The 19,559-nt window shown below is 50.1% G+C and carries 14 protein-coding genes; 11 read left to right on the forward strand and 3 right to left on the reverse strand.

Annotation, left to right across the window (positions count from 1 at the left end):
- Window positions 1-15 precede the first annotated feature (15 nt).
- From DW896_RS08275 to DW896_RS08320, 11 genes are all read left to right on the forward strand, one after another.
- Window positions 16-1,617, forward strand: coding sequence for a SusD/RagB family nutrient-binding outer membrane lipoprotein (locus DW896_RS08275; RefSeq protein WP_005834583.1), 1,602 nt, complete (start codon window positions 16-18; stop codon window positions 1,615-1,617).
- Window positions 1,618-1,745: 128 nt separating this feature from the next.
- Window positions 1,746-2,831 carry a M57 family metalloprotease gene (locus tag DW896_RS08280; RefSeq protein ID WP_227186670.1) on the forward strand — a complete coding sequence of 362 codons (1,086 nt, stop codon included), beginning with the start codon at window positions 1,746-1,748 and terminating at the stop codon, window positions 2,829-2,831.
- A gap of 85 nt (window positions 2,832-2,916) precedes the next feature.
- The gene (locus DW896_RS08285; protein WP_119993135.1) at window positions 2,917-5,367 is read left to right on the forward strand and encodes a glycoside hydrolase family 9 protein; all 2,451 of its coding nucleotides are present in this window, start codon (window positions 2,917-2,919) and stop codon (window positions 5,365-5,367) included.
- Window positions 5,368-5,378: 11 nt separating this feature from the next.
- Window positions 5,379-6,605, forward strand: coding sequence for a DUF5009 domain-containing protein (locus tag DW896_RS08290; RefSeq protein ID WP_008662716.1), 1,227 nt, complete (start codon window positions 5,379-5,381; stop codon window positions 6,603-6,605).
- 5 nt (window positions 6,606-6,610) lie between these two features.
- The gene (locus DW896_RS08295; RefSeq protein WP_119993112.1) at window positions 6,611-8,011 is read left to right on the forward strand and encodes a family 10 glycosylhydrolase; all 1,401 of its coding nucleotides are present in this window, start codon (window positions 6,611-6,613) and stop codon (window positions 8,009-8,011) included.
- Window positions 8,008-8,760 carry a carbohydrate-binding family 9-like protein gene (locus tag DW896_RS08300; RefSeq protein ID WP_119993114.1) on the forward strand — a complete coding sequence of 251 codons (753 nt, stop codon included), beginning with the start codon at window positions 8,008-8,010 and terminating at the stop codon, window positions 8,758-8,760. The genes DW896_RS08295 and DW896_RS08300 overlap by 4 nt, the downstream gene beginning before the upstream one ends.
- A 114-nt stretch (window positions 8,761-8,874) precedes the next feature.
- Window positions 8,875-9,990, forward strand: a complete 1,116-nt coding sequence (gene prfB / locus DW896_RS08305) for a peptide chain release factor 2 (protein ID WP_117713767.1) — start codon at window positions 8,875-8,877, stop codon at window positions 9,988-9,990.
- 80 nt (window positions 9,991-10,070) lie between these two features.
- Window positions 10,071-10,205 (forward strand): hypothetical protein, encoded by a 135-nt coding sequence (locus DW896_RS21815; RefSeq protein ID WP_005830349.1) that lies wholly within the window; start codon window positions 10,071-10,073, stop codon window positions 10,203-10,205.
- Window positions 10,206-10,224: 19 nt separating this feature from the next.
- Complete coding sequence (locus DW896_RS08310) at window positions 10,225-10,692, forward strand: CYTH domain-containing protein (protein WP_025831621.1); 468 nt, start codon at window positions 10,225-10,227, stop codon at window positions 10,690-10,692.
- 34 nt (window positions 10,693-10,726) lie between these two features.
- On the forward strand, window positions 10,727-12,022 hold the full coding sequence (locus tag DW896_RS08315) for a DUF4010 domain-containing protein (protein WP_005830344.1): 1,296 nt from the start codon (window positions 10,727-10,729) through the stop codon (window positions 12,020-12,022).
- A 150-nt stretch (window positions 12,023-12,172) separates the two neighbouring features.
- Window positions 12,173-14,704 carry a TonB-dependent receptor domain-containing protein gene (locus tag DW896_RS08320; RefSeq protein ID WP_119993116.1) on the forward strand — a complete coding sequence of 844 codons (2,532 nt, stop codon included), beginning with the start codon at window positions 12,173-12,175 and terminating at the stop codon, window positions 14,702-14,704.
- 87 nt (window positions 14,705-14,791) lie between these two features.
- On the opposite strand, the gene DW896_RS08325 is transcribed toward DW896_RS08320, so the two are convergent.
- The 3 genes from DW896_RS08325 to bglX are packed head-to-tail and all read right to left on the reverse strand — an operon-like array spanning window position 14,792 to window position 19,404.
- A complete protein-coding gene (locus DW896_RS08325; RefSeq protein ID WP_119993118.1) occupies window positions 14,792-16,126 on the reverse strand; it encodes a glucoamylase family protein in 1,335 nt (444 codons plus the stop codon).
- Window positions 16,127-16,170: 44 nt separating this feature from the next.
- Window positions 16,171-17,034 carry an endonuclease/exonuclease/phosphatase family protein gene (locus DW896_RS08330; RefSeq protein WP_117680920.1) on the reverse strand — a complete coding sequence of 288 codons (864 nt, stop codon included), beginning with the start codon at window positions 17,032-17,034 and terminating at the stop codon, window positions 16,171-16,173.
- A 39-nt stretch (window positions 17,035-17,073) separates the two neighbouring features.
- A complete protein-coding gene (gene bglX / locus DW896_RS08335; protein WP_118067054.1) occupies window positions 17,074-19,404 on the reverse strand; it encodes a beta-glucosidase BglX in 2,331 nt (776 codons plus the stop codon).
- Window positions 19,405-19,559: the final 155 nt, after the last annotated feature.

The raw sequence follows: 19,559 nt of genomic DNA on the forward strand, positions 1-19,559 counted from the left end.
ACAGTAGATATGATTATGAAAAATATATTTAGACTTACAGCTGTAGCGCTGCTGGCAGCTACCTTATTCTCGGCATGTACGGGAGCGTTCGAGGATATGAACACTAATCCGAAGGGAGTGAGCGATGAAGAACTAAAACAAGATAACAACTACATTGGTATGCACTTCATTCCCATGATGCAGTCTATCTATTATAATAAAAATGCAGGTGTCAATGTATGGGAATATCAGCTTATTCAAAATTTGAATGCCGATTTGTGGTCAGGCTATATCAGTACGGCTACTGCATTTGCCGGCAATGTAAGTAATGTGACCTATGCCATGAATGCAGGATGGAATGACAACTGTTGGGATTATGCTTATAGAAACGTAATGGTGGAAAGCTTGAAAATCACCAACAAGTGCAAAGACGATATGGAGACGTATGCCCATTTCGAGGCTATCAATACCATCTGCCGCGTAATAGCTATGTCGCGTCTTGCCGACCAATACGGATGTATTATCTATTCTCACTATGGCGAATCGGCTACTGGTGGTGAGTATGATTCAGGACAGGATGCTTATAAAAAATTCTTTGAAGAATTGAAAGAAGCTGCAGACGTGCTGCGTACTGCTAAAGAAAAGGATGTGGCTTCGTTTATGATGTTTGATTATGCCTATGGAGGTAACTTGAACAAATGGGCGCAGTTGTGTAACACCATTCGTTTGCGTTTGGCCATGCGTATTGTGAAGTATGATGCTGCTTGGGCAAAAAGTGAGGCGGAAGCTGCCATGAACGATAGTAATGGATTGATTGAAACCAATGATGCTAATTTCGGCATTGCAGGAAACGGTTATGTCAATCCGCTTTACGGTATTGCATTCAACTATGGAGATGGTGTTTTAGGCGCTAATATTCCTTCTATCTTGTCTGGTATGGGCGATGCGCGTCTTGATAAGTATGCTACACAGAACAGCAAGAGTGAATATTTTGGTATTCGTCTTGGTATTAAAGGACTGGAAGAAGAAGGGTTTTCGGATGCCTATAAGGCGATTGTAAGTCGACCCAACTTGACAGAAACCTCTCCTGCTATTTTGGCAACTGCTGCCGAAACCATTTTGTTGGAAGCCGAAGCTGCTTTGCGTGGTTGGGATGTAAATGGTAAGGGCACCGCTCAGAGCTTGTATGAAAAGGGTATACGGACATCGTTCGAACAATGGGGAGCCGCTGTGGGCGATTATTTAAGCAGTACGACTACTGCTGCAGCGTATGTAGACCCCGTTATTCCCGCTGCCAGCATTGAAGGCCAGAGCAAGGTGACTGCTAAATGGGACGAGTCTTTGAGTAACGAGGAAAAATTTGCTAAGATTGCCACACAACGCTGGATTGCTATTTATCCTGAAGGTATGAATGGCTGGGCTGAGATACGTCGCACTGGTTATCCCAAATTATTCCCGGTAATGGTGAACTACAGTCAAGGTGAGATTGATACAGATCTTGGCCCACGCCGTTTACCCTTCACCATCAATGAAAAAGGCAATAATCCTACCGGTTATGCCAAAGCCGTCGAAATGTTGGGCGGACCGGACAATGGCGGTACTCGCATCTTCTGGGATGTAGATAAACCGAACTTCTAATCCGCATTATTATCATAGAGATTAAGTGATGAGGACTTTTTGAAGCATGTTTTTTTAAGGGGAAGTATGAAAAACATATTTCATATTTCCCTTTATGTATTTTTTGTTTAATATAATAATTGATTATTATGAATTCAAAATATCTCGTGAATGGCTTGTTTATATTATGCTATTCTATGTTTTTAATGTTTATGAGCGCTTGTTATAATGAGTTGGAAACTGTTGACTTTGAAGAACAAGAAGAACAGCAAAGCGTTTCAATAGAAGATGGTATGTGTATAATCCAATCACTTGGATTCGATACTTTAGATGTGGTAGAGTTGAAGTCAGGTTATCTTATTCAAGGTGATATATACCTTGAAAAAAGTAAACTTGTCACTTATAGTCAACCACAAACAAGGCAGGCTTATCATACTACCGGTTTAATTGGTCACCCCAAACAAAGAGCAATTACCGTTGGTGTTGATAGCTCGATACCTGCATCAGGTGTGGATGATTGGCGAGATGAAATACAGGAAGCCATCAATCTGTGGAATCCTCTTAGTAACCTTAAAATGACTTATACTACAGCTGCCAATCCGGATATACTCATCCGTAGTGATGCTAGCACTCCTTTACCGAACAATACTATTGCGGCAGGCTCTTGGCCTATGAATGGAAAACCAGGTTCCTCTATTTGGATAAATTTGGATTATGATTATAACAAAACCATTCCAAGACTTCAGAAGATATATAATATGGTACATGAGTTGGGACATTGCTTCGGACTAAGGCATACAAATTGGAAATCATTGGGTGAATCTGTGGCCAATGGTATTACTGGAACTTTTGATTCAGATCCCTATTCTGTGATGAATGGAGGAACTGCCGAATATCAATGGTCTGGGTTTAGTGAGGGAGATAAATCAGCGATAAGTTATTTGTATCCTCGATTTTTTGAAGGAGATTTTGTTAATTACCCAACAGAGGTAAAGCGCTTTGGAGTTGACGTGTATATGGTACGTGTTGTCGGCAATCACCCTATTCTGAAATATGAATGGGGGACTACAGGCATGTTTTTGCTTGCTTCCGAAGGAGATGCTGCTAAAGTTATTTTTGGTAGTCCTGTAACTTCTGAACTTAGGGCATATGTTACTACTGTATATGGAGAAACTTATTGTATTAGTAGAGAGTATGCCACTCAAACAACTATTCAAAGACTTGTTGAAAATTGAGATTAGGCATAGTTCCTCATATATTTGTACTAATTTTCTTCTCCTTTATGCTTTAATCACCTTATAACTTAATAATTATAATATGATGAAGAATGTAATAAAACTTATCTTTTTGCTTTTTGATTTAGTTATCGGTTGCTGCGTTTTGCTTCATGCCCAGGTAGATGAAAAGTTGAAAGCCGACATCGTCAGCACGGGCTACGTGCACAGTCCGTTACCGCTCGACGAGACAAAGGCTTTCGAAACATTCGGCTTGAAAAAGAAAGTGTTGGAAACCGTGATGCTGTGTGATATGGAGGATTTCTCCAAATGGTCGCATAAGGGCATCGGTAAGATTGGTTTGACTGACGAACGGAGCAAGTCCGGCAAGCACAGTCTGCGTCTGGAAGCTCCCGCCCATCCGGAGAAGATTCTTGGCTGGGGTTTGGGACGCGGCACTTGCATGGCCTCTTATGATATAGGAGGTGTGAACTGGGAAGGTTACAACCGCCTGAAGTTCTATATCTATCCCACGTGCGAAGGAGCACGCAGCATCTACCTCAACCTTTATGTGGAGAATGACGGAGAAATAAAAGTACCCGACATTTACGGTCGGGAAGGCTACCACGAAATCAATCTGAAAAATAACCAATGGAACGAATGCTTCGTCGAGATGTCCGGACTGGCGCGCGACAAGGTAACCAAGATTTCATTTGCCATCGAAGTGTTCGGCAAAGAACGTACTATGGGCGACTTCCTTCGCTTCGATGTAGATGCCGTGGAACTTCAGAAGGTGGAGAACCCGGAAACCGTGAAAGGCTGGATGCCTGCACAGAATCGCATCATCTTCTCTACTACCGGTTATAGTATAGAGAGCCCCAAAAGCGCCATTGTCAATGTGGAAAAGCACGGCGGACAGTTCCAGTTGAAGGATGCCGCTACGCAGGCCATTGTTTATACCGGTCCCGTTCGTAAGGAAAAGACCGGCCTGGGAGAGTTCGAGACAATAGACTTCTCGGACTTCAAGACACAAGGCCGTTACGTCATTCAGGTAGGGGATGTCACCACCTTGCCTTTCTATATCCATCAGGATGTGTGGGATGATTCTGCCTGGCGTATGGTGAACTTCCTGTTCTGCGAGCGTTGCGGTTATCCCGTTCCCGGAAAGCACGGGGCTTGTCATAATGACCTGCATGCCACTTACAACGGACATATCATTCCTATAAACGGAGGATGGCACGATGCCGCCGATATGTCCCAACAGACCTTACAGACGGGAGAGATAGCCTATTCCTTGCTCTTGATGGCCGAACGTGCCAAAGAAAAAGGCAATATAGACTTGTACAACCGCCTGATGGAAGAGGCTTTGTGGGGAATGGACTATGTGATGAAGACCCGTCTGGGCGATGGCTACCGTGCACAGACATGGGGCACCAACCTATGGACCGACGGTAAGGTGGGCACCGACGATGATGCCGGTCGCCGCGAACTGCTTGTCCATAACGGAGCTTTGGAGAATTTCCTGCTTGCAGGAATTGAAGCGTATGCCTCCATGAGGATTGAAAATGACGAGTCGCTTAAGGGTAATCTGAAGAAGATTGCAAAGGAAGACTTCGGCTATGCCATGAAGCGCTTCAACGAACTTGGCTTTGCCGAGCTGATAAAGAAGGGTGGGGGACATGCCGCCATGGCATCCGAGAGCCAGTATCACGCCAACATCTCATGGGCGGCCAGCATGCTCTATAAGCTGACCGGCGAACAGCAGTATGCCGATGAGGCTGTAAAAGCCATCCGCTACACCTTGCAGTGCCAGCGCACCGAACCGTTGAAAGACAAAGACAAGACCTGCGGCTTCTTCTATCGCGATTTGGCAAAGAAGTCCATTGTACACTATACTCATCAGTCTCGCGATTATGCCTACATGGAAGCCCTTGCCGCCCTCTGCGAAACGCAGCCCCGTCATGCCGAGTATGAGCAGTGGATTCGTGCCATGAAACTCTATGGCGGTTATCTGAAGAACATCATGAAGTATGTATATCCTTATGGAATGGTGCCCAGCGGCATCTATCACAAGGATGAAGTGAAGGACTCCGTCAACTTCTACGCCGTCCAGGTAGGCATTCGCAGTGGTGCTGCGAAGGATTTCAAAGAACAGCTCGAGAACGGTATCCGTCTGGATAAGGAGCATTACTTGCGTATATTCCCCGTCTGGTTCTCGTTCAAAGGAAATATTGCCGTACATTTGTCTACCGGAAAAGCCGCAGCCATTTGCGCCAGAGTGTTGAAGGACAAGGAACTGAAAGACATTGCCGAACAGCAGCTCTTCTGGGTTGTAGGCAGGAATCCTTTCGGACAGTCCATGATTTATGGGGAGGGCAGCAACTATCCGCAGCTCTATACGGCACTGCCCGGAGAAACGGTAGGAGAGATACCCGTAGGTATGCAGTCTTATTTCAATGAAGATGCTCCCTACTGGTCGCAGTTCAATACGGCTACTTATAAGGAAGTCTGGGGCTCTTCGGCTGCCAGATGGCTGATGTTGGTTTCCGAATTCTAAAGCAAGATGATATGAGTGACAAGACTGTTTATTCACGGCGCAATCCGGCCATTGACATGCTGAGGGCGTTGACCATGTTCACCATGATTTTCGTCAATGACTTCTGGAAAGTGCATGACGTACCCCATTGGCTGGAACATGCCGTTTATGGTGAAGACTTTATGGGACTGGCGGATATTGTATTCCCCTGCTTCTTGTTTGCAGTGGGAATGTCCATACCATACGCCATCGAACGCAGATATGCCAAAGGCTTTTCGGCAGAATCCACCTTAGGACATATCCTTTCCCGCACCTTTGCTTTGCTGGTGATGGGGGCATTCATCACAAACTCGGAGTTCCGGCTTTCACCGGAAGCTCCCTATCCGATAGGGGTATACTGGTTCTTGATGGCCATAGGCTTTATCGGCGTGTGGAACCAATATCCGAAACCGGCTTCCGGTACTCAGAAGAACCTTTTCCGTGCTTTCAAGATAATCGGCGTATTGGTTCTTCTCTACCTTGCCTTTACCTTCCGCAATCCGCAGGAAGGTGTATTCGGGGCTTATTGGGGAATATTGGGATCCATCGGCTGGACTTATCTGGTATGTGCCGTGATTTATTTCTTCAGCCGTGACCGGTTGAAGTATCTGCTGCCCATCTGGGGAGTCTTCATTCTGATATGTCTGTTGGGCACGCCTTTGCGCGAAAGCTTTGGCGGCGAGGCCATTCTTACCTTTCCCGAACGTAACTTCTATCAAGGTATGCTGGGCATCCTGCACATCGGCAACGGAGCTTTGCCCGCATTTACAATGGGAGGTATCATCCTTTCCATTCTCAGTGCCCGCTATGCCGACAAGGGTGACGGTTGGAAACTTCGCAACGGGCTGACGGCTGCTGTCCTGCTTCTGTTGGCCGGGATAGGGGCGCATCATTTTTGGATTGTAGCCAAGATAGGCGGCACTCCTCCCTGGGTGTTCTATGTAACTGCCATTTCCGTGGCACTCTATACGGTGCTTGGCTGCTTGGTCAGTCATCAGGTCACGGGCTGGTTCAATCTGATACGCCCTGCCGGAACGGCTACGCTGACTACCTATCTGGTGCCTTATGTCTTTTATGGATTCGCCGATGTGACCGGTGTTATCCTGCCGGACTGGTTTACGCATGGATTCATGGGACTGGTCAATTGCCTCTGCTTTGCCTTTGTGGTAATCGGCGTTACCTGGGTGATGGAAAAACTGCACGTTAAACTTAAAATTTAGATAGAATGAAAAAGAACTTTTTACCTGCATTCTTATTGCTGTTCCTGGCGCTGGGCCTGTTTTCGTGCCAGCAGGGAACTAAAGAGACAAACAAAGAATATCCCATGTTCTGGACGTGGCTGGACTATCGTCCCGGTATGAACTTCGACTCCATTTGCCAAGTGATGAACGACATCGGCATGGACGGAATCATGCTGAATGCACCGACTCCCGACGATTACCGGGTAGCCATACCGATTGCCCATAAACACGGAATCGAAGTGTATGCCTGGCTATGGACCATGAATCTGGAACACGACCGTGACAAAATATTGAAAGAACATCCCGAATGGTTCAGTGTGAACCGTAACGGCAAGAGCCTGGCAGACACTACCGCCTACGTAGGCTATTACAAATTCCTTTGCCCGGCACTGCCCGAAGTCCGTGAGTTCATCAAGGAGAAAATCAAGACCTATTGCGAAGTGGAAGGTTTGAACGGCATTGCCATCGACTACCACCGTTTTGTGGATGTGGTGCTTCCTACTACCTTGTGGCCTCGCTACGGCATTGTGCAGGACCGTGAATACGCTGCATGGGATTACGGCTATCATCCGGAAATGCTCAAGAAGTTCAAGGAGCAGCATGGTTATGACCCTCGCGAACAGGAAGACCCTTCGCTTGATGTGAAGTGGCGTCAGTTCCGTTGCGACCAGATAACCGAAGTGGCCAATATGATTGCCGAAGTGGTACACTCCTACGGCAAGACAATGGCTGCCTCTCCGTTCCCTACTCCGAAGATGTCCTCGCGCATGGTACGTCAGGACTGGGGCAAATGGAATCTTGACATTGTATTCCCGATGGTTTACCATACTTTCTATACGGGCGATGCCAGCTTCATTTCCGACTGTACGGTGGAGAATGCACGCGACAAGAACGACATGACGACGCTGTATTGTGGCATGACCGCCACGGACGGGCCGATGATGTTTGAGTGCATGGATGCCGCCTTGAACAACGGCGCCCAGGGAATTGCCGTGTTTACGATGCTCGGTCTGCGTTCTCCGGAGGTGAAGAAGCAGTTCAAGGCTTATACGGACAGTGTCAGAGCCGTGCGTGCCGCCAACGGTGGAGTGATAAAGGCAACCTATCCTAAGGTGGCCGAACCGGATCCGTTCAAACACGAAGGCATTATGAAACTGATGCAGGAACGCATGCAGCAAATCATAGCCACGGCTGCCGGTAAGGAAGAGCCGGCTCCGCTGGCATTGGGCGAGTACAAGGAGGTGGATTCCTACGACGCAACGCGCTGTTATCAGGTGGTAGACAATAATAGCAAGACTACTTTTGACGTGACGTTCTATCTTTACGGCGATGTCGTTTCCGGATGGGATGTGACAGTGGCAGACAAGGATTCTTCTAAGAAATGAAAGGACGTTTTATGATAGTGAGAGATTACGGGAGCAAACTCTTTCTGCTCTTTGTGTTTTCGATGGTAGGCATGGTTTATTGCAATGCTCAGAGTGGAAAGAGTTTGCCCGTAAGGAAAGTAATGTGTACGGCTTCACCGGAAGGTGGGGCTGTGCCGTCCTTGCTGGACGGGAACGGGATAGAGTTTCAGCCCCTTGATGTGGTCAACTGGAAAGATTACCCCTATAAGCCGGAAGTGAGTTTCCGCATAGCCCATACGGGGCGCGAAATCCTGCTCCACTACAAAGTGAAGGAAGCCAGTGTGCGTGCAGTGGCTTCCGGAGACAATGGCCGGGTATGGGAGGATGCTTGTGTGGAATTCTTCGTATCTCCCGAAGGTGATGACCGCTATTACAATTTCGAATGTAACTGCGTCGGCAGACTACTGATTCAGGGAGGTGCAGTCAATGAGCGCCGTCCCACGGCGAGTCAGGAGGTGCTGGGCATGGTGAAACGTTGGAGTTCGTTGGGCGGCGAACCTTTCGAGGAACGTTTGGGCGAGTGCAGCTGGGAACTGGTCATGGTTATTCCCGTTTCTGCTTTCTTCCAGCATTCCGTCGGTTCTCTGGATGGGAAAACAATGAGAGGGAATTTCTACAAGTGTGGTGACAAGCTCCAGACTCCCCATTTCCTTTCTTGGAGTCCTATCCGGCTGGAACACCCCATGTTTCACTGTCCGGCCTTTTTCGGCACCTTGTTTTTTGAATAAATCTTTAGGGTGTTCTGGTGAAATCATTTGCTGTTAGTATTACTTATTGGATTGACAATTGCGGAATTATGTGTTTTTTTATACCTTTGCACTTCCTAAATTGTAAATGCATATATGATTACCGCAGAACAACTGAAAGATATCAAAGAACGTACCGAGGCGTTGAACCGCTATCTGGACATTGAAGGAAAGAAGATACAAGTGGAAGAAGAGCAGCTCCGCACCCAGGCTCCCGGTTTCTGGGACGACCAGAAGGCTGCCGAGGCTCAGATGAAGAAAGTGAAAGGCTTGCAGCAATGGATTTCCGGCTACAATGAGGTAAAGACCTTGGCCGATGAGGTACAACTGGCTTTCGACTTTTACAAAGACGAACTGGTGACTGAAGAGGAAGTGGACGATGCCTATGTCAAGGCAATCACTGCTGTCGAGGCTCTCGAACTCAAGAATATGCTTCGAGAGGAAGCCGACCAGATGGACTGTGTGCTGAAAATCAACTCAGGTGCCGGTGGTACGGAGAGCCAGGACTGGGCAAGCATGCTGATGCGTATGTATCTGCGCTATGCCGAGACTCACGGCTATAAGGCCACCATCGCCAACCTTCAGGAAGGAGATGAGGCAGGTATCAAGACTTGTACCATCGAGATTTCCGGCGATTATGCCTACGGCTACCTAAAAGGTGAGAACGGTGTACACCGCTTGGTGCGTGTTTCGCCCTACAATGCCCAAGGCAAGCGCATGACTTCTTTTGCATCCGTGTTTGTCACTCCCTTGGTAGATGATACCATCGAGGTGAACATCGAACCTGCCCGCATGTCATGGGATACCTTCCGAAGTGGTGGTGCCGGTGGACAGAACGTCAATAAGGTAGAGTCCGGTGTCCGTCTGCGCTATCAGTATAAGGACCCATATACGGGCGAAGAGGAAGAAATCCTGATTGAAAATACCGAGACGCGAGACCAGCCCAAGAACCGCGAGAACGCTCTCCGTCTTCTCCGTTCCATGCTTTACGACAAGGAACTCCAGCACCGCATGGCCGAGCAGGCAAAGGTGGAAGCCGGTAAGAAGAAAATCGAATGGGGTAGCCAGATTCGTAGCTACGTCTTCGACGACCGCCGCGTGAAGGACCACCGTACCAACTTCCAGACCAGTGATGTGAATGGCGTGATGGATGGAAAGATAGACGGCTTTATCAAAGCTTACCTGATGGAGTTTGCAGGAAGCGGCGAATAAATTTTCTCCCTTTCATTTGCATTCTTCCCGAATTTCTTCTTACTTTGTTCATCGTTGAACTTTAAACTATAAAACACACCATGGGAAAAAGTAAAAAGAAAGCAATGCATAGCCAGAAGGAAGAGCAACAAGCCAAGAAAGTGATGATGACGATGGGAGTAATAGCCATTGTATTGGTCATCGCCATGTTTGTGGCTTACTCTTACTGGGGCTGATAAAATCACTGGAAACGACATGCCGCAGGAGATAGAACGGAAATTCCTCGTGACGGGAGAATACAAGCCACAAGCGTATGCACACAGCCGTATCGTACAAGGATACATCAGCAGTGCACGTGGACGGACAGTACGGGTGCGCATCCGCGATGAACGGGGATTTCTCACCATCAAGGGTGCATCCAATGAATCGGGAACGAGCCGCTACGAGTGGGAAAAGGAAATTCCGCTGTGCGAAGCGCGGGAATTGCTGAAACTGTGCGAACCGGGTGTCATCGACAAGACCCGTTACCTGGTGCGCAGCGGACAGCACGTCTTTGAGGTGGATGAATTCTATGGCGAGAACGAAGGGCTGACTGTGGCTGAGGTGGAACTCTCCTCGGAAGACGAGCCTTTCGTGAAACCTGCATTCATCGGACGGGAGGTGACGGGAGACGTCCGCTACTATAACTCGCAACTGATGAAACACCCTTTCACCACGTGGTAGCAAACCAATTGTATGCCGTACTTGTTTAATCGTCATGGAGAAACTTTACGACTACCTGCCAAGAGAACTGGTCACCTTCCTTTTGGTCACCGTATTCTCTTTACTCATCGGGCTTTCACAGCGTAAAATCAGCTTGAAGCGCGAAGGGGAAACTACGCTTTTCGGTACCGACCGCACCTTCACTTTTATAGGCATTCTGGGCTATCTGCTCTATATCCTCGACCCTACGGGCTATCGTCTGTTCATGGGAGGAGGAGCCATTCTGGGACTGCTGCTCGGACTGAACTATTATGTGAAGCAGTCACAGTACCATGTGTTCGGAGTAACCACCATCATTATTGCACTCATCACCTACTGCATTGCTCCCATTGTGGCCACGCAGCCGTCGTGGTTCTACGTCATGGTCATAGTGACCGTCCTGCTCTTCACCGAGCTGAAACACACCTTCACGGAACTGGCCCAGCGCATGAAGAACGACGAGATGATTACGCTTGCCAAGTTCCTTGCCATCAGCGGCATTATCCTGCCGATGCTGCCCAATGAGAATCTTATTCCCGGCATCAACCTGACGCCATACAGTATTTGGCTGGCCACGGTGGTTGTATCGGGCATTTCCTACCTTTCTTATCTGTTGAAGCGTTACGTTTTCCATGAGTCGGGCATTCTGGTTTCGGGCATCGTGGGAGGCTTGTACAGCAGCACGGCTACCATTTCCGTACTGGCGCGAAAGAGCCGTAAGGCTTCTGTGCAGGATGCTCCCGAATATGTGGCAGCCATGTTGTTGGCGGTCAGCATGATGTTCCTCCGTTTCTTGATATTGATAGGTATTTTCAGCCGGGAGACGCTACTGGCCATTTATCCCTACCTGCTGATAATGTCGGTGGTAACGGCAGCCGTGGCATGGTATCTGCATTCCAAGCGGAAACGGGTGGACGACGGCACGCAGACCACGGAGGACGAGGACAGCAGTAATCCGTTGGAGTTCAAGGTAGCGCTGATTTTTGCCATGCTGTTTGTGGTGTTCACTATCTTGACCCACTATACGCTGGTGTATGCCGGCACGGGTGGACTGAACTTGCTCTCTTTCATTTCGGGGTTCAGTGACATTACTCCTTTCATCCTGAACCTGCTTCAAGGAACGGGCAGTGTGGCGGTGCTGGTGATTACGGCTTGCAGCATGCAGGCTATTGTCAGCAATATAGCGGTAAACATGTGCTACGCGTTATTCTTTGCCGGTGGAAAAAGCCCTTTGCGGCCGTGGATATTGGGGGGATTCGGCTCTGTTATTGCCGCAAATATCTGTCTGTTACTTTTCTTCTATTTTCTCTAAATTGCTTTCTTTTTGCTTTTTTAACTCCGAAAGTCTCGTAAATGCATGAAAAAGGGGCTATTTTTGCCGAATTCATTGTGACAAAACTCGAACGGGAAACGTCTAATACCAAGACAATAAACATGAATAGTCACTAAATATAAAAACGCAATGAGAACAAAATGGACTGTGCTGCTATGGATGCTGATGATTTCGGGACTGCTTGCAGCGCAAAACACGGCAAACACTTCTTTCCAGGTTAAAGGAATTTTGCTCGACTCACTCACCCAGGAGGGTGAACCTTATGCTACCATTAAAATCGTGAAGAAAGAGGCCCCTGCAAAGGCGCTGAAAATGCTGGTAACGGACATGAAAGGCCAGTTCCAGGAGAAAGTACCCGGTACGGGCAACTTCGTGATGACCATCACTTCCGTGGGACGTACTCCCATCGTGAAGGACTTTTCTGTGAAGGCAGGGGAGAAGCTGGTGGACTTCGGCACGCTGTATATCGTAGATGCCTCCAATGAGCTGGGGCAGGTGGAAATAGTGGCACAGAAGCCTCTGGTGAAGGCAGATATCGACAAGATAGAGTACAATGTGCAGGATGACCCTGACGCCCAGTCGAACTCCGTGCTGGAAATGCTTCGCAAGGTACCGTTGGTAACGGTGGATGGCGAGGACAATATTCAGGTGAACGGGAGTAGCAGCTTTAAGGTATATGTCAACGGAAAGCCCAACAACATGATGAGCAACAACCCGACGGAAGTGCTGAAAAGTATGCCTGCAAACAGTATCAAGCATATTGAAGTGATAACCAATCCCGGCCCCAAGTATGACGCCGAGGGTGTGGGCGGTATTCTGAACATCGTCACCGTGGGCAGCGGACTCGAAGGCTATACGGCTACGTTCAGTGCCAACGTCAGCAACCGCGGTGCAGGCGGCGGGGCATTCGGTACCATAAAGAGCGGAAAGCTGACCGTCAGCGCCCGCTACAATTACAATTACAACGACCAGCCCCGCAACTACAGCAGTGGTAGCCAGCATGTGACACCGGAAGCTGTTACGGAGAATTCTTCCAATCTGGACTATGATGGCAGCAACAAGGGACACGGTTCTTTCCAGTCGGGCAGCATGGAGGCCAGCTACGAAATAGATACATTACGCCTGGTCACCATGTCTTTCGGACTTTGGGGCGGCGGGAACAAGAGTAACGGCTCTACGGACTACATCGCTACTTTTCCGGAGAACATAAACGCTGCTCCCATTTACAGCTACTCTGCCTTCAACCGCAGCAAGTCTTCCTGGTATTCCATCGACGGAGGTATCGACTACCAGCGTCTGTTCAAGGTCAAGGACCGCATGCTGACGTTCTCCTACAAGATAAACACCCGTCCGCAAACGTCGGATTCCTATACGGAATATGAAATAGACAATGGCTATAACCCCGATTGGGCAGACTATCTGAACCGTTTGAAGAACCAGCATAACGACGGTGAGCAGAATACCACGGAGCATACGTTCCAGGCCGACTATACCACGCCTATCGGCAAGCTGCATACATTGGAGGCAGGTGCCAAGTACATTCTGCGCAACAACTCCTCCGAAGACGACCGTTTTGATGCGGACGATACCGGAAAGTATGAATACAACAAGGACCAGAGCTCACGCTACAAGCATTTGAACGATATTATCGCCGCCTATCTGGGATATGGACTGAAGGTGAAGAGACTTTCGGGCCGTTTGGGATTACGCTACGAGCATACCATCCAAGATGTGAAGTATCTGGTGGGCCGCGGTGAGGATTTCACAAAGAACTTTGACGACGTAGTGCCTTCCGCTTCCATCGGCTACAAGCTGACGGATATGTCCAATCTGCGTTTAGGATACAACATGCGTATCTATCGTCCGGGAATCTGGTCTCTGAATCCTTATCTGAATGATACGGACCCCTCCTACATCAGCCAGGGTAATCCGGAGCTGGACAGCGAGAAGAGCCATGCTTTCAACTTGAGTTACAGTAACTTCACACAGAAGTTCAACATCAATATCTCGGCCCGTTACTCGTTTACCAACAACAGTATTGAGAATGTGACAAGGCTCATGCCCGATACGGAGATTGAGGGATTGAAGAATCCCACGGGCAAGGATGTGCTTTATTCTACCTATGCCAACATCGGCAAGACCCGTTATGCCAGTGTGAACGGCTACGTCAACTGGAATGCCACTCCACGTACACGTATCTACATGAACATGAGCGGCAATTACTCTTATCTGGAGGGCAGTGAAGGCATGCGTAACGATGGCTGGAGCCTCTTTGCCTACGGCGGTGCACAGCAGACGCTGCCCCATGACTGGCGCATCAGTCTGAATGTCTTCGGACAGACGCCGTGGATTATGCTGCAAGGTAAGGGCAGCAGCTTCTTTGATTATGGCTTGAGCGTCAACAAGTCCTTCCTGGACAAGCGCCTCACCTTGTCTGCCTTTGCCAGCAACTTCTTCAAGAAGTATATGGACCAAAGCTCCACCACCGAAGGCAGCGGTTTTATACGGGAAAGCAATTATAAGTACAGCCGCCAACGCTTCGGCATAAGCGTCAGCTACCGTATCGGTGAGTTGAAGGCAAGCGTGAAAAAGGCTGCGCGCACTATCAGCAATGATGATGTGAAGAGCGGTGGCAGTGGTTCCGGTGGCGGCGGTGAATAGGTTGTAAATACATCCCCTTCTGAAACTTGTACCTCGCTATTCATCAGAGAATACAAGTTTCAGAAGGGGATTTTTTATGATAGTAAGTTACTTGCTGACTGTTGAGAACCCCAACTCCTTCAACCCTTTCTGCACATCCGGATGACTCATGAAGAGCTTCCACAGCAGTCCCGACCGATAATTCTCGAGCATGACGGCTATCGGGCCCTGGTCAATGGCGAGGTAGCGCTGCGGATACCAGTTGTCCGTTTCGCTGAAAGCATCGTAGAAGCCATAGGGGCCGAAGACCTTATCTCCCATCTCGTAGAGGTGACGCATCACTTGCAACGACTGTTCCGGGGTATAGACGATGGATGACAAGGCGGCAGTTGGAGAGATGACTCCCTGGTCGTCGCGTTCGTTGGGAGCGTGGGCGGCATATCCGTTGACGGAGTAGCTGGCTGTCAGTCCCCAGCAGTCGGGCCCGAAACCTTTGTAGTGCTTGGGGTTGCGGACACAGTAGGCACGGTTCACAAGCGTCAGGTTACGCATCTCGTCGAAGTAGTTGGCGCAGTATTCATCCTTCAGCCCGATGGGGTCGAGGCCGAGAAACGAGTATTGTGCCCAGAAGAGCGGTCCGGCTTCTGTGCCTTGATAGCGCAGATGCAACTCGATATTCTCCACTTTATGAGGGTCTACAATGGCCCCGTTCTGCGCCCAGCCCTCGTGATAGACTGCTGCAGGCACGCCGTGGGTAGGCGAGGCGGCGGCAAGGATATACATGATGAGGCATTCGTTGTAACCGTGTACGGGAAAGTTCATTTCCCAACCGTATTCCGGACTCCAGTGCCAATAGAGCACGTTCTGGCCGTTCTGGCGGTAGAAGTTCCAGTCCACTTCGCGCCACAGCTTGTCGATGCGGGCGGCGAGGGCTTGCTCGGCGGGCGAACCGTCGATGTAGTACTGGTGGACGGAGAGCAGCGCCTGCATGATGAAGGCTGTTTCTACCAGGTCGCCGCCATTGTCTTTCTGCCCGAAGGGTTTCACCTTGCCCGTATCGCCATACCACCAGTGCGGGTAGGCACCGTGGAAACGGTCGGCGGTTTCGAGGAAGGAGACGATTTTCTCCATTCGTTCCAGCCCTTCCTGGCGGGTGACATAGCCGCGGTCTATACCGGCAAGTATGGCCATGATGCCGAAGCCGCTTCCGCCGGACGTGATTACGTTCTGGTCGTTCTCCGGATAGACACCGTCCATGTGGATGCGTTCGCGTGCCAGTCCGCTGTTGGGCTCGGCACCTTCCCAGAAGTAGTTGAAGGTACGGCGCTGTACGGTGTCCATCAGGGCATCGTCGCTCAGCCGGTCTTCTTTGGCGGCGGGGCTTTTGCATTGCGTGAAACCGAGCAACAGCAGGAACAATAATAAACAGTATTGTATTCTCATTGTACCAATGCTTACTTGTTTTTTTATCATTTACTTATCTATATTCATTGCACGGTCAATTCAACAAGTATAGGACAGTGGTCGGAAAGGTAGCTGTTCTCCGGTTTGTCTTGGATAACGCGGTAGCGGTCTATCTTTGCGCCTTTGGTCACGAAGACATAGTCCAGCAGTACGCGTTCCTCCACCGGCAGGCGGCCGAAGTCATGGAAAGACCAGGACGGGCCGTAGGTGACGGCAGCTGTCTTTGCAGCATTTTCCATTCCTCCCTTTTCCAGCGTTTGCAGAGGTTCTTCACCGGGCGTACAGTTAAAGTCACCGGTGATGATGGCGGGCATGTCCGGTGCTATCTCCTTGATTTTGTCGAGAATGAGTTGCACGCCCTCTTTGCGGGCTGTCTTTCCGTCGTTGTCCAGATGGGTGTTGAAATATACAAACTTTTGTCCGTTGTTCTTTTCCTGCAGTATCGCCCAGGTGGTGACACGGTTGTAGGAAGCGTCCCAGCCCTTGATGCCGATAGTTTCGGGTTGCTCGCTGAGGGAGAAATTGCCGTATTCCACCAGTGTAAACCGGTTGGTCCGGAAGAATATCGGGCAGTATTCGCCTGCTTCCTTGCCGTCGTCGCGCCCCACACCGAGTGCTGTGTATTGCGGCAGCCCGCGTTTTAGGTCTTCCATTTGGTTGTGAAGCACTTCCTGCATGCCCAGCAAGTCGGGGCTGTAGTAGGCTATCATACGGCAGGCGTCACCCTTGCGGTAATTCCAGTTGTTTACACTGTCCGAAGGAATATCCAGGCGGACATTGAACGTCATCACTTCCAGCGGCTGTCCGTTCTGTGCGGAGGGCTGGCTCTTGCAGCTGCCAAGGAGCAGAATGCTGCAAAAACAAAGGAGTAAAGTAGTATATCTCATGTTTTCTTGTTTTTAGAGTGCAATATTAAATATTTTATTTTATTTCAGTGTCAGTCGGGCTGTCTTTTCTGCCTGGCTGCTGCCACCTATCATCACATCGAAATCTCCCGGCTCGGCCACGTGGTTGAGGTCGTAGTCGTAGAAGCGGAGCAGCTCAGGGGTAATCTTGAAGGATACGGTCTTGCTTTCGCCCGCTTTCAGGAACACCTTTTCAAAGCCTTTCAGCTCGCGTACGGGGCGGGTAATGCTGCCTACGAGGTCGCGGATATAGAGCTGCACGACTTCTGCGCCGTCACGCTTACCGGTATTGGTCACGGTGACTACGGCAGTGGTGGAGCCATTTTGTCCCATGACCGGGGTACTGAGGGCGATGTCGCTGTACTGGAAAGTGGTGTATGAGAGTCCGTATCCGAAGGGATACAGCGGTTCATTGTCCACATCCAGATAGTTGCTGCGGAACTTCTCGAACCAATTGCCGGCAGCCAGCGGGCGACCGGTATTCTTGTGGTTATAGAATAAAGGTATCTGCCCCACGTTCTTCGGGAAAGTCATGGTCAGCTTACCGCTTGGGTTCACGTCGCCGAACAGTACGTCGCCGATGGCGTATGCCGCTTCACTGCCACCGAACCATACGTTCAAGATAGCGGGCACATGTTCCTGCTCCCAGGTGAGCGTCAGCGGCCGGCCGGTGAAGAGGGTTAGTACAACGGGCTTTCCGGTCTTCAGCAAGGCTTCCAGCAGGGTGCGTTGCACGTCGGGGATATCGAGGTCGGTACGGCTGGAGCTTTCACCGCTCATTTCGGAAGACTCGCCCAGGGCGGCTACAATCACGTCGGCACCGGAGGCCACCTTCAAAGCTTCGTCCAGCAGTTCCTTATCCGTACGGTTGTCCCGGCTCAGCGATCGGCCGAATAGGGTGGCGCGTTCCTCGTAGGCTACATCACCGATGAGGTTGCTGCCTTTGGCGTAGGTGATGTTCACCCGGCCGGCTGTCATTTCTTTCAATCCTTCGTACAGAGAGGGATAGTCGTCCAGGCGTGCGGCAACACTCCAGGTACCGGGCATGTTGCTGCGGGTATTGCCCAGGGGGCCGATGACGGCGACGGTGCCTTGCTTCTCCAAAGGAAGGACGGGACGAGAAGACTTCTTGCCTTGTCCCTCAAAAGGTTCGTTTTTCAGCAGCACAAAGCTTTCGGCGGCAATCCGGCGTGCGGCGTCGCGGTGCTCGCGCGTGAAGATGTCGCGTGCGGGACGGCTGAGGTCGCAGTATTTGTAAGGGTCATCGAACAGCCCTAACTTGTATTTCGCTTCAAGGATGCGGCGGCAGGCTGCATCCAGCGTCTTCATGGTTATTTTGCCTTCGGTGAGCGACTTTTTCAACGTGCCCACGAAACCTTCGCTCACCATATCCATGTCCACACCGGCGTTGAGCGCACGGGCGGAAACGGTCTGCAGGTCACCGATGCCGTGCTCCACCATTTCGGAGATACCGGTAAAGTCGGTCACCACAAAACCGTTGAAGCCCCATTGTTTGCGCAGCACGTCTGTCATCAGCCAGCGGTTGGCGGTGGCGGGCACACCGTCCACTTCGTTGAAAGAGGCCATTACACTGCCCACTCCGGCATGGACGGCTGCTTCATAGGGGTACATGTATTCGTTGAACATGCGGTTGCGGCTCATGTCTACGGTGTTGTAGTCGCGTCCGGCTTCTCCGGCACCGTACAGTGCGAAGTGCTTGACGCATGCCATGATTTCGTCGTTCCGTTTCAGTTGGTCGTTCAGGTCTTTTCCCTGATACCCCAACACCATGGCGCGGGCGATGGCACCTCCGAGGAACGGGTCTTCGCCCGAACCCTCGGATACACGTCCCCAGCGTGGGTCACGGCTGATGTCTACCATCGGACTGAATGTCCATGAGATACCGTCGGCACTGGCTTCGATGGCGGCGATGCGGGCAGACTGCCCGATGGCTGCCATGTCCCACGTGCAGGAGAGGCCGAGGGGGATGGGGAAGATGGTCTCATAGCCATGTATCACATCCATGCCGAACAGCAGGGGGATGCCCAGGCGGGAGTTCTCTACGGCCAGTTTCTGTACGTCGCGTATCTTGGCCACTCCTTTCAGATTGAAAAGCCCTCCCACGAGCCCCTGCTCAATCTTCTTGGCCACGTCGCTGCTCTTTGCCTGACCGGTGGTGATTTCTCCGGTCACGGGCAGGTTGAGCTGGCCGATTTTCTCTTCCACAGTCATCCGGCGCATCAGTGCGTCGATGAAGCGGTCCATGTCCTGCGGAGACTTCTGCGCCTGCACGGTGACGCCTATTAAAGCGGTCGCGAGCAGCAGACTTGTTCTCTTGAAAATTTTCTTCATATTCATATTGAATTAATTGTTTGTAAGTATGTTCCTTTCATTGTTTTTAGATTGCCGTCACTCTATTGCAGTGGCGCTATGACTTCTTTGCAACGGTGCTGCAATTTCTCTGCAGTGATACTGCAAACGATTTGCAGCGCTACTGCAACTGCTTT

It is taken from the genome of Bacteroides sp. AM41-16 (assembly GCF_003603495.1).
GTDB lineage: Bacteria > Bacteroidota > Bacteroidia > Bacteroidales > Bacteroidaceae > Bacteroides > Bacteroides uniformis.

Coding starts and splice junctions, on each gene's coding strand:
- DW896_RS08275 (WP_005834583.1), top strand. CDS start 16: ATGAAAAATATATTTAGACTTACAGCTGTAGCGCTGCTGGCAGCTACC.
- DW896_RS08280 (WP_227186670.1), top strand. CDS start 1,746: ATGAATTCAAAATATCTCGTGAATGGCTTGTTTATATTATGCTATTCT.
- DW896_RS08285 (WP_119993135.1), top strand. CDS start 2,917: ATGAAGAATGTAATAAAACTTATCTTTTTGCTTTTTGATTTAGTTATC.
- DW896_RS08290 (WP_008662716.1), top strand. CDS start 5,379: ATGAGTGACAAGACTGTTTATTCACGGCGCAATCCGGCCATTGACATG.
- DW896_RS08295 (WP_119993112.1), top strand. CDS start 6,611: ATGAAAAAGAACTTTTTACCTGCATTCTTATTGCTGTTCCTGGCGCTG.
- DW896_RS08300 (WP_119993114.1), top strand. CDS start 8,008: ATGAAAGGACGTTTTATGATAGTGAGAGATTACGGGAGCAAACTCTTT.
- prfB (WP_117713767.1), top strand. CDS start 8,875: ATGATTACCGCAGAACAACTGAAAGATATCAAAGAACGTACCGAGGCG.
- DW896_RS21815 (WP_005830349.1), top strand. CDS start 10,071: ATGGGAAAAAGTAAAAAGAAAGCAATGCATAGCCAGAAGGAAGAGCAA.
- DW896_RS08310 (WP_025831621.1), top strand. CDS start 10,225: ATGCCGCAGGAGATAGAACGGAAATTCCTCGTGACGGGAGAATACAAG.
- DW896_RS08315 (WP_005830344.1), top strand. CDS start 10,727: ATGGAGAAACTTTACGACTACCTGCCAAGAGAACTGGTCACCTTCCTT.
- DW896_RS08320 (WP_119993116.1), top strand. CDS start 12,173: ATGAGAACAAAATGGACTGTGCTGCTATGGATGCTGATGATTTCGGGA.
- DW896_RS08325 (WP_119993118.1), bottom strand. CDS start 16,126: ATGAGAATACAATACTGTTTATTATTGTTCCTGCTGTTGCTCGGTTTC.
- DW896_RS08330 (WP_117680920.1), bottom strand. CDS start 17,034: ATGAGATATACTACTTTACTCCTTTGTTTTTGCAGCATTCTGCTCCTT.
- bglX (WP_118067054.1), bottom strand. CDS start 19,404: ATGAAGAAAATTTTCAAGAGAACAAGTCTGCTGCTCGCGACCGCTTTA.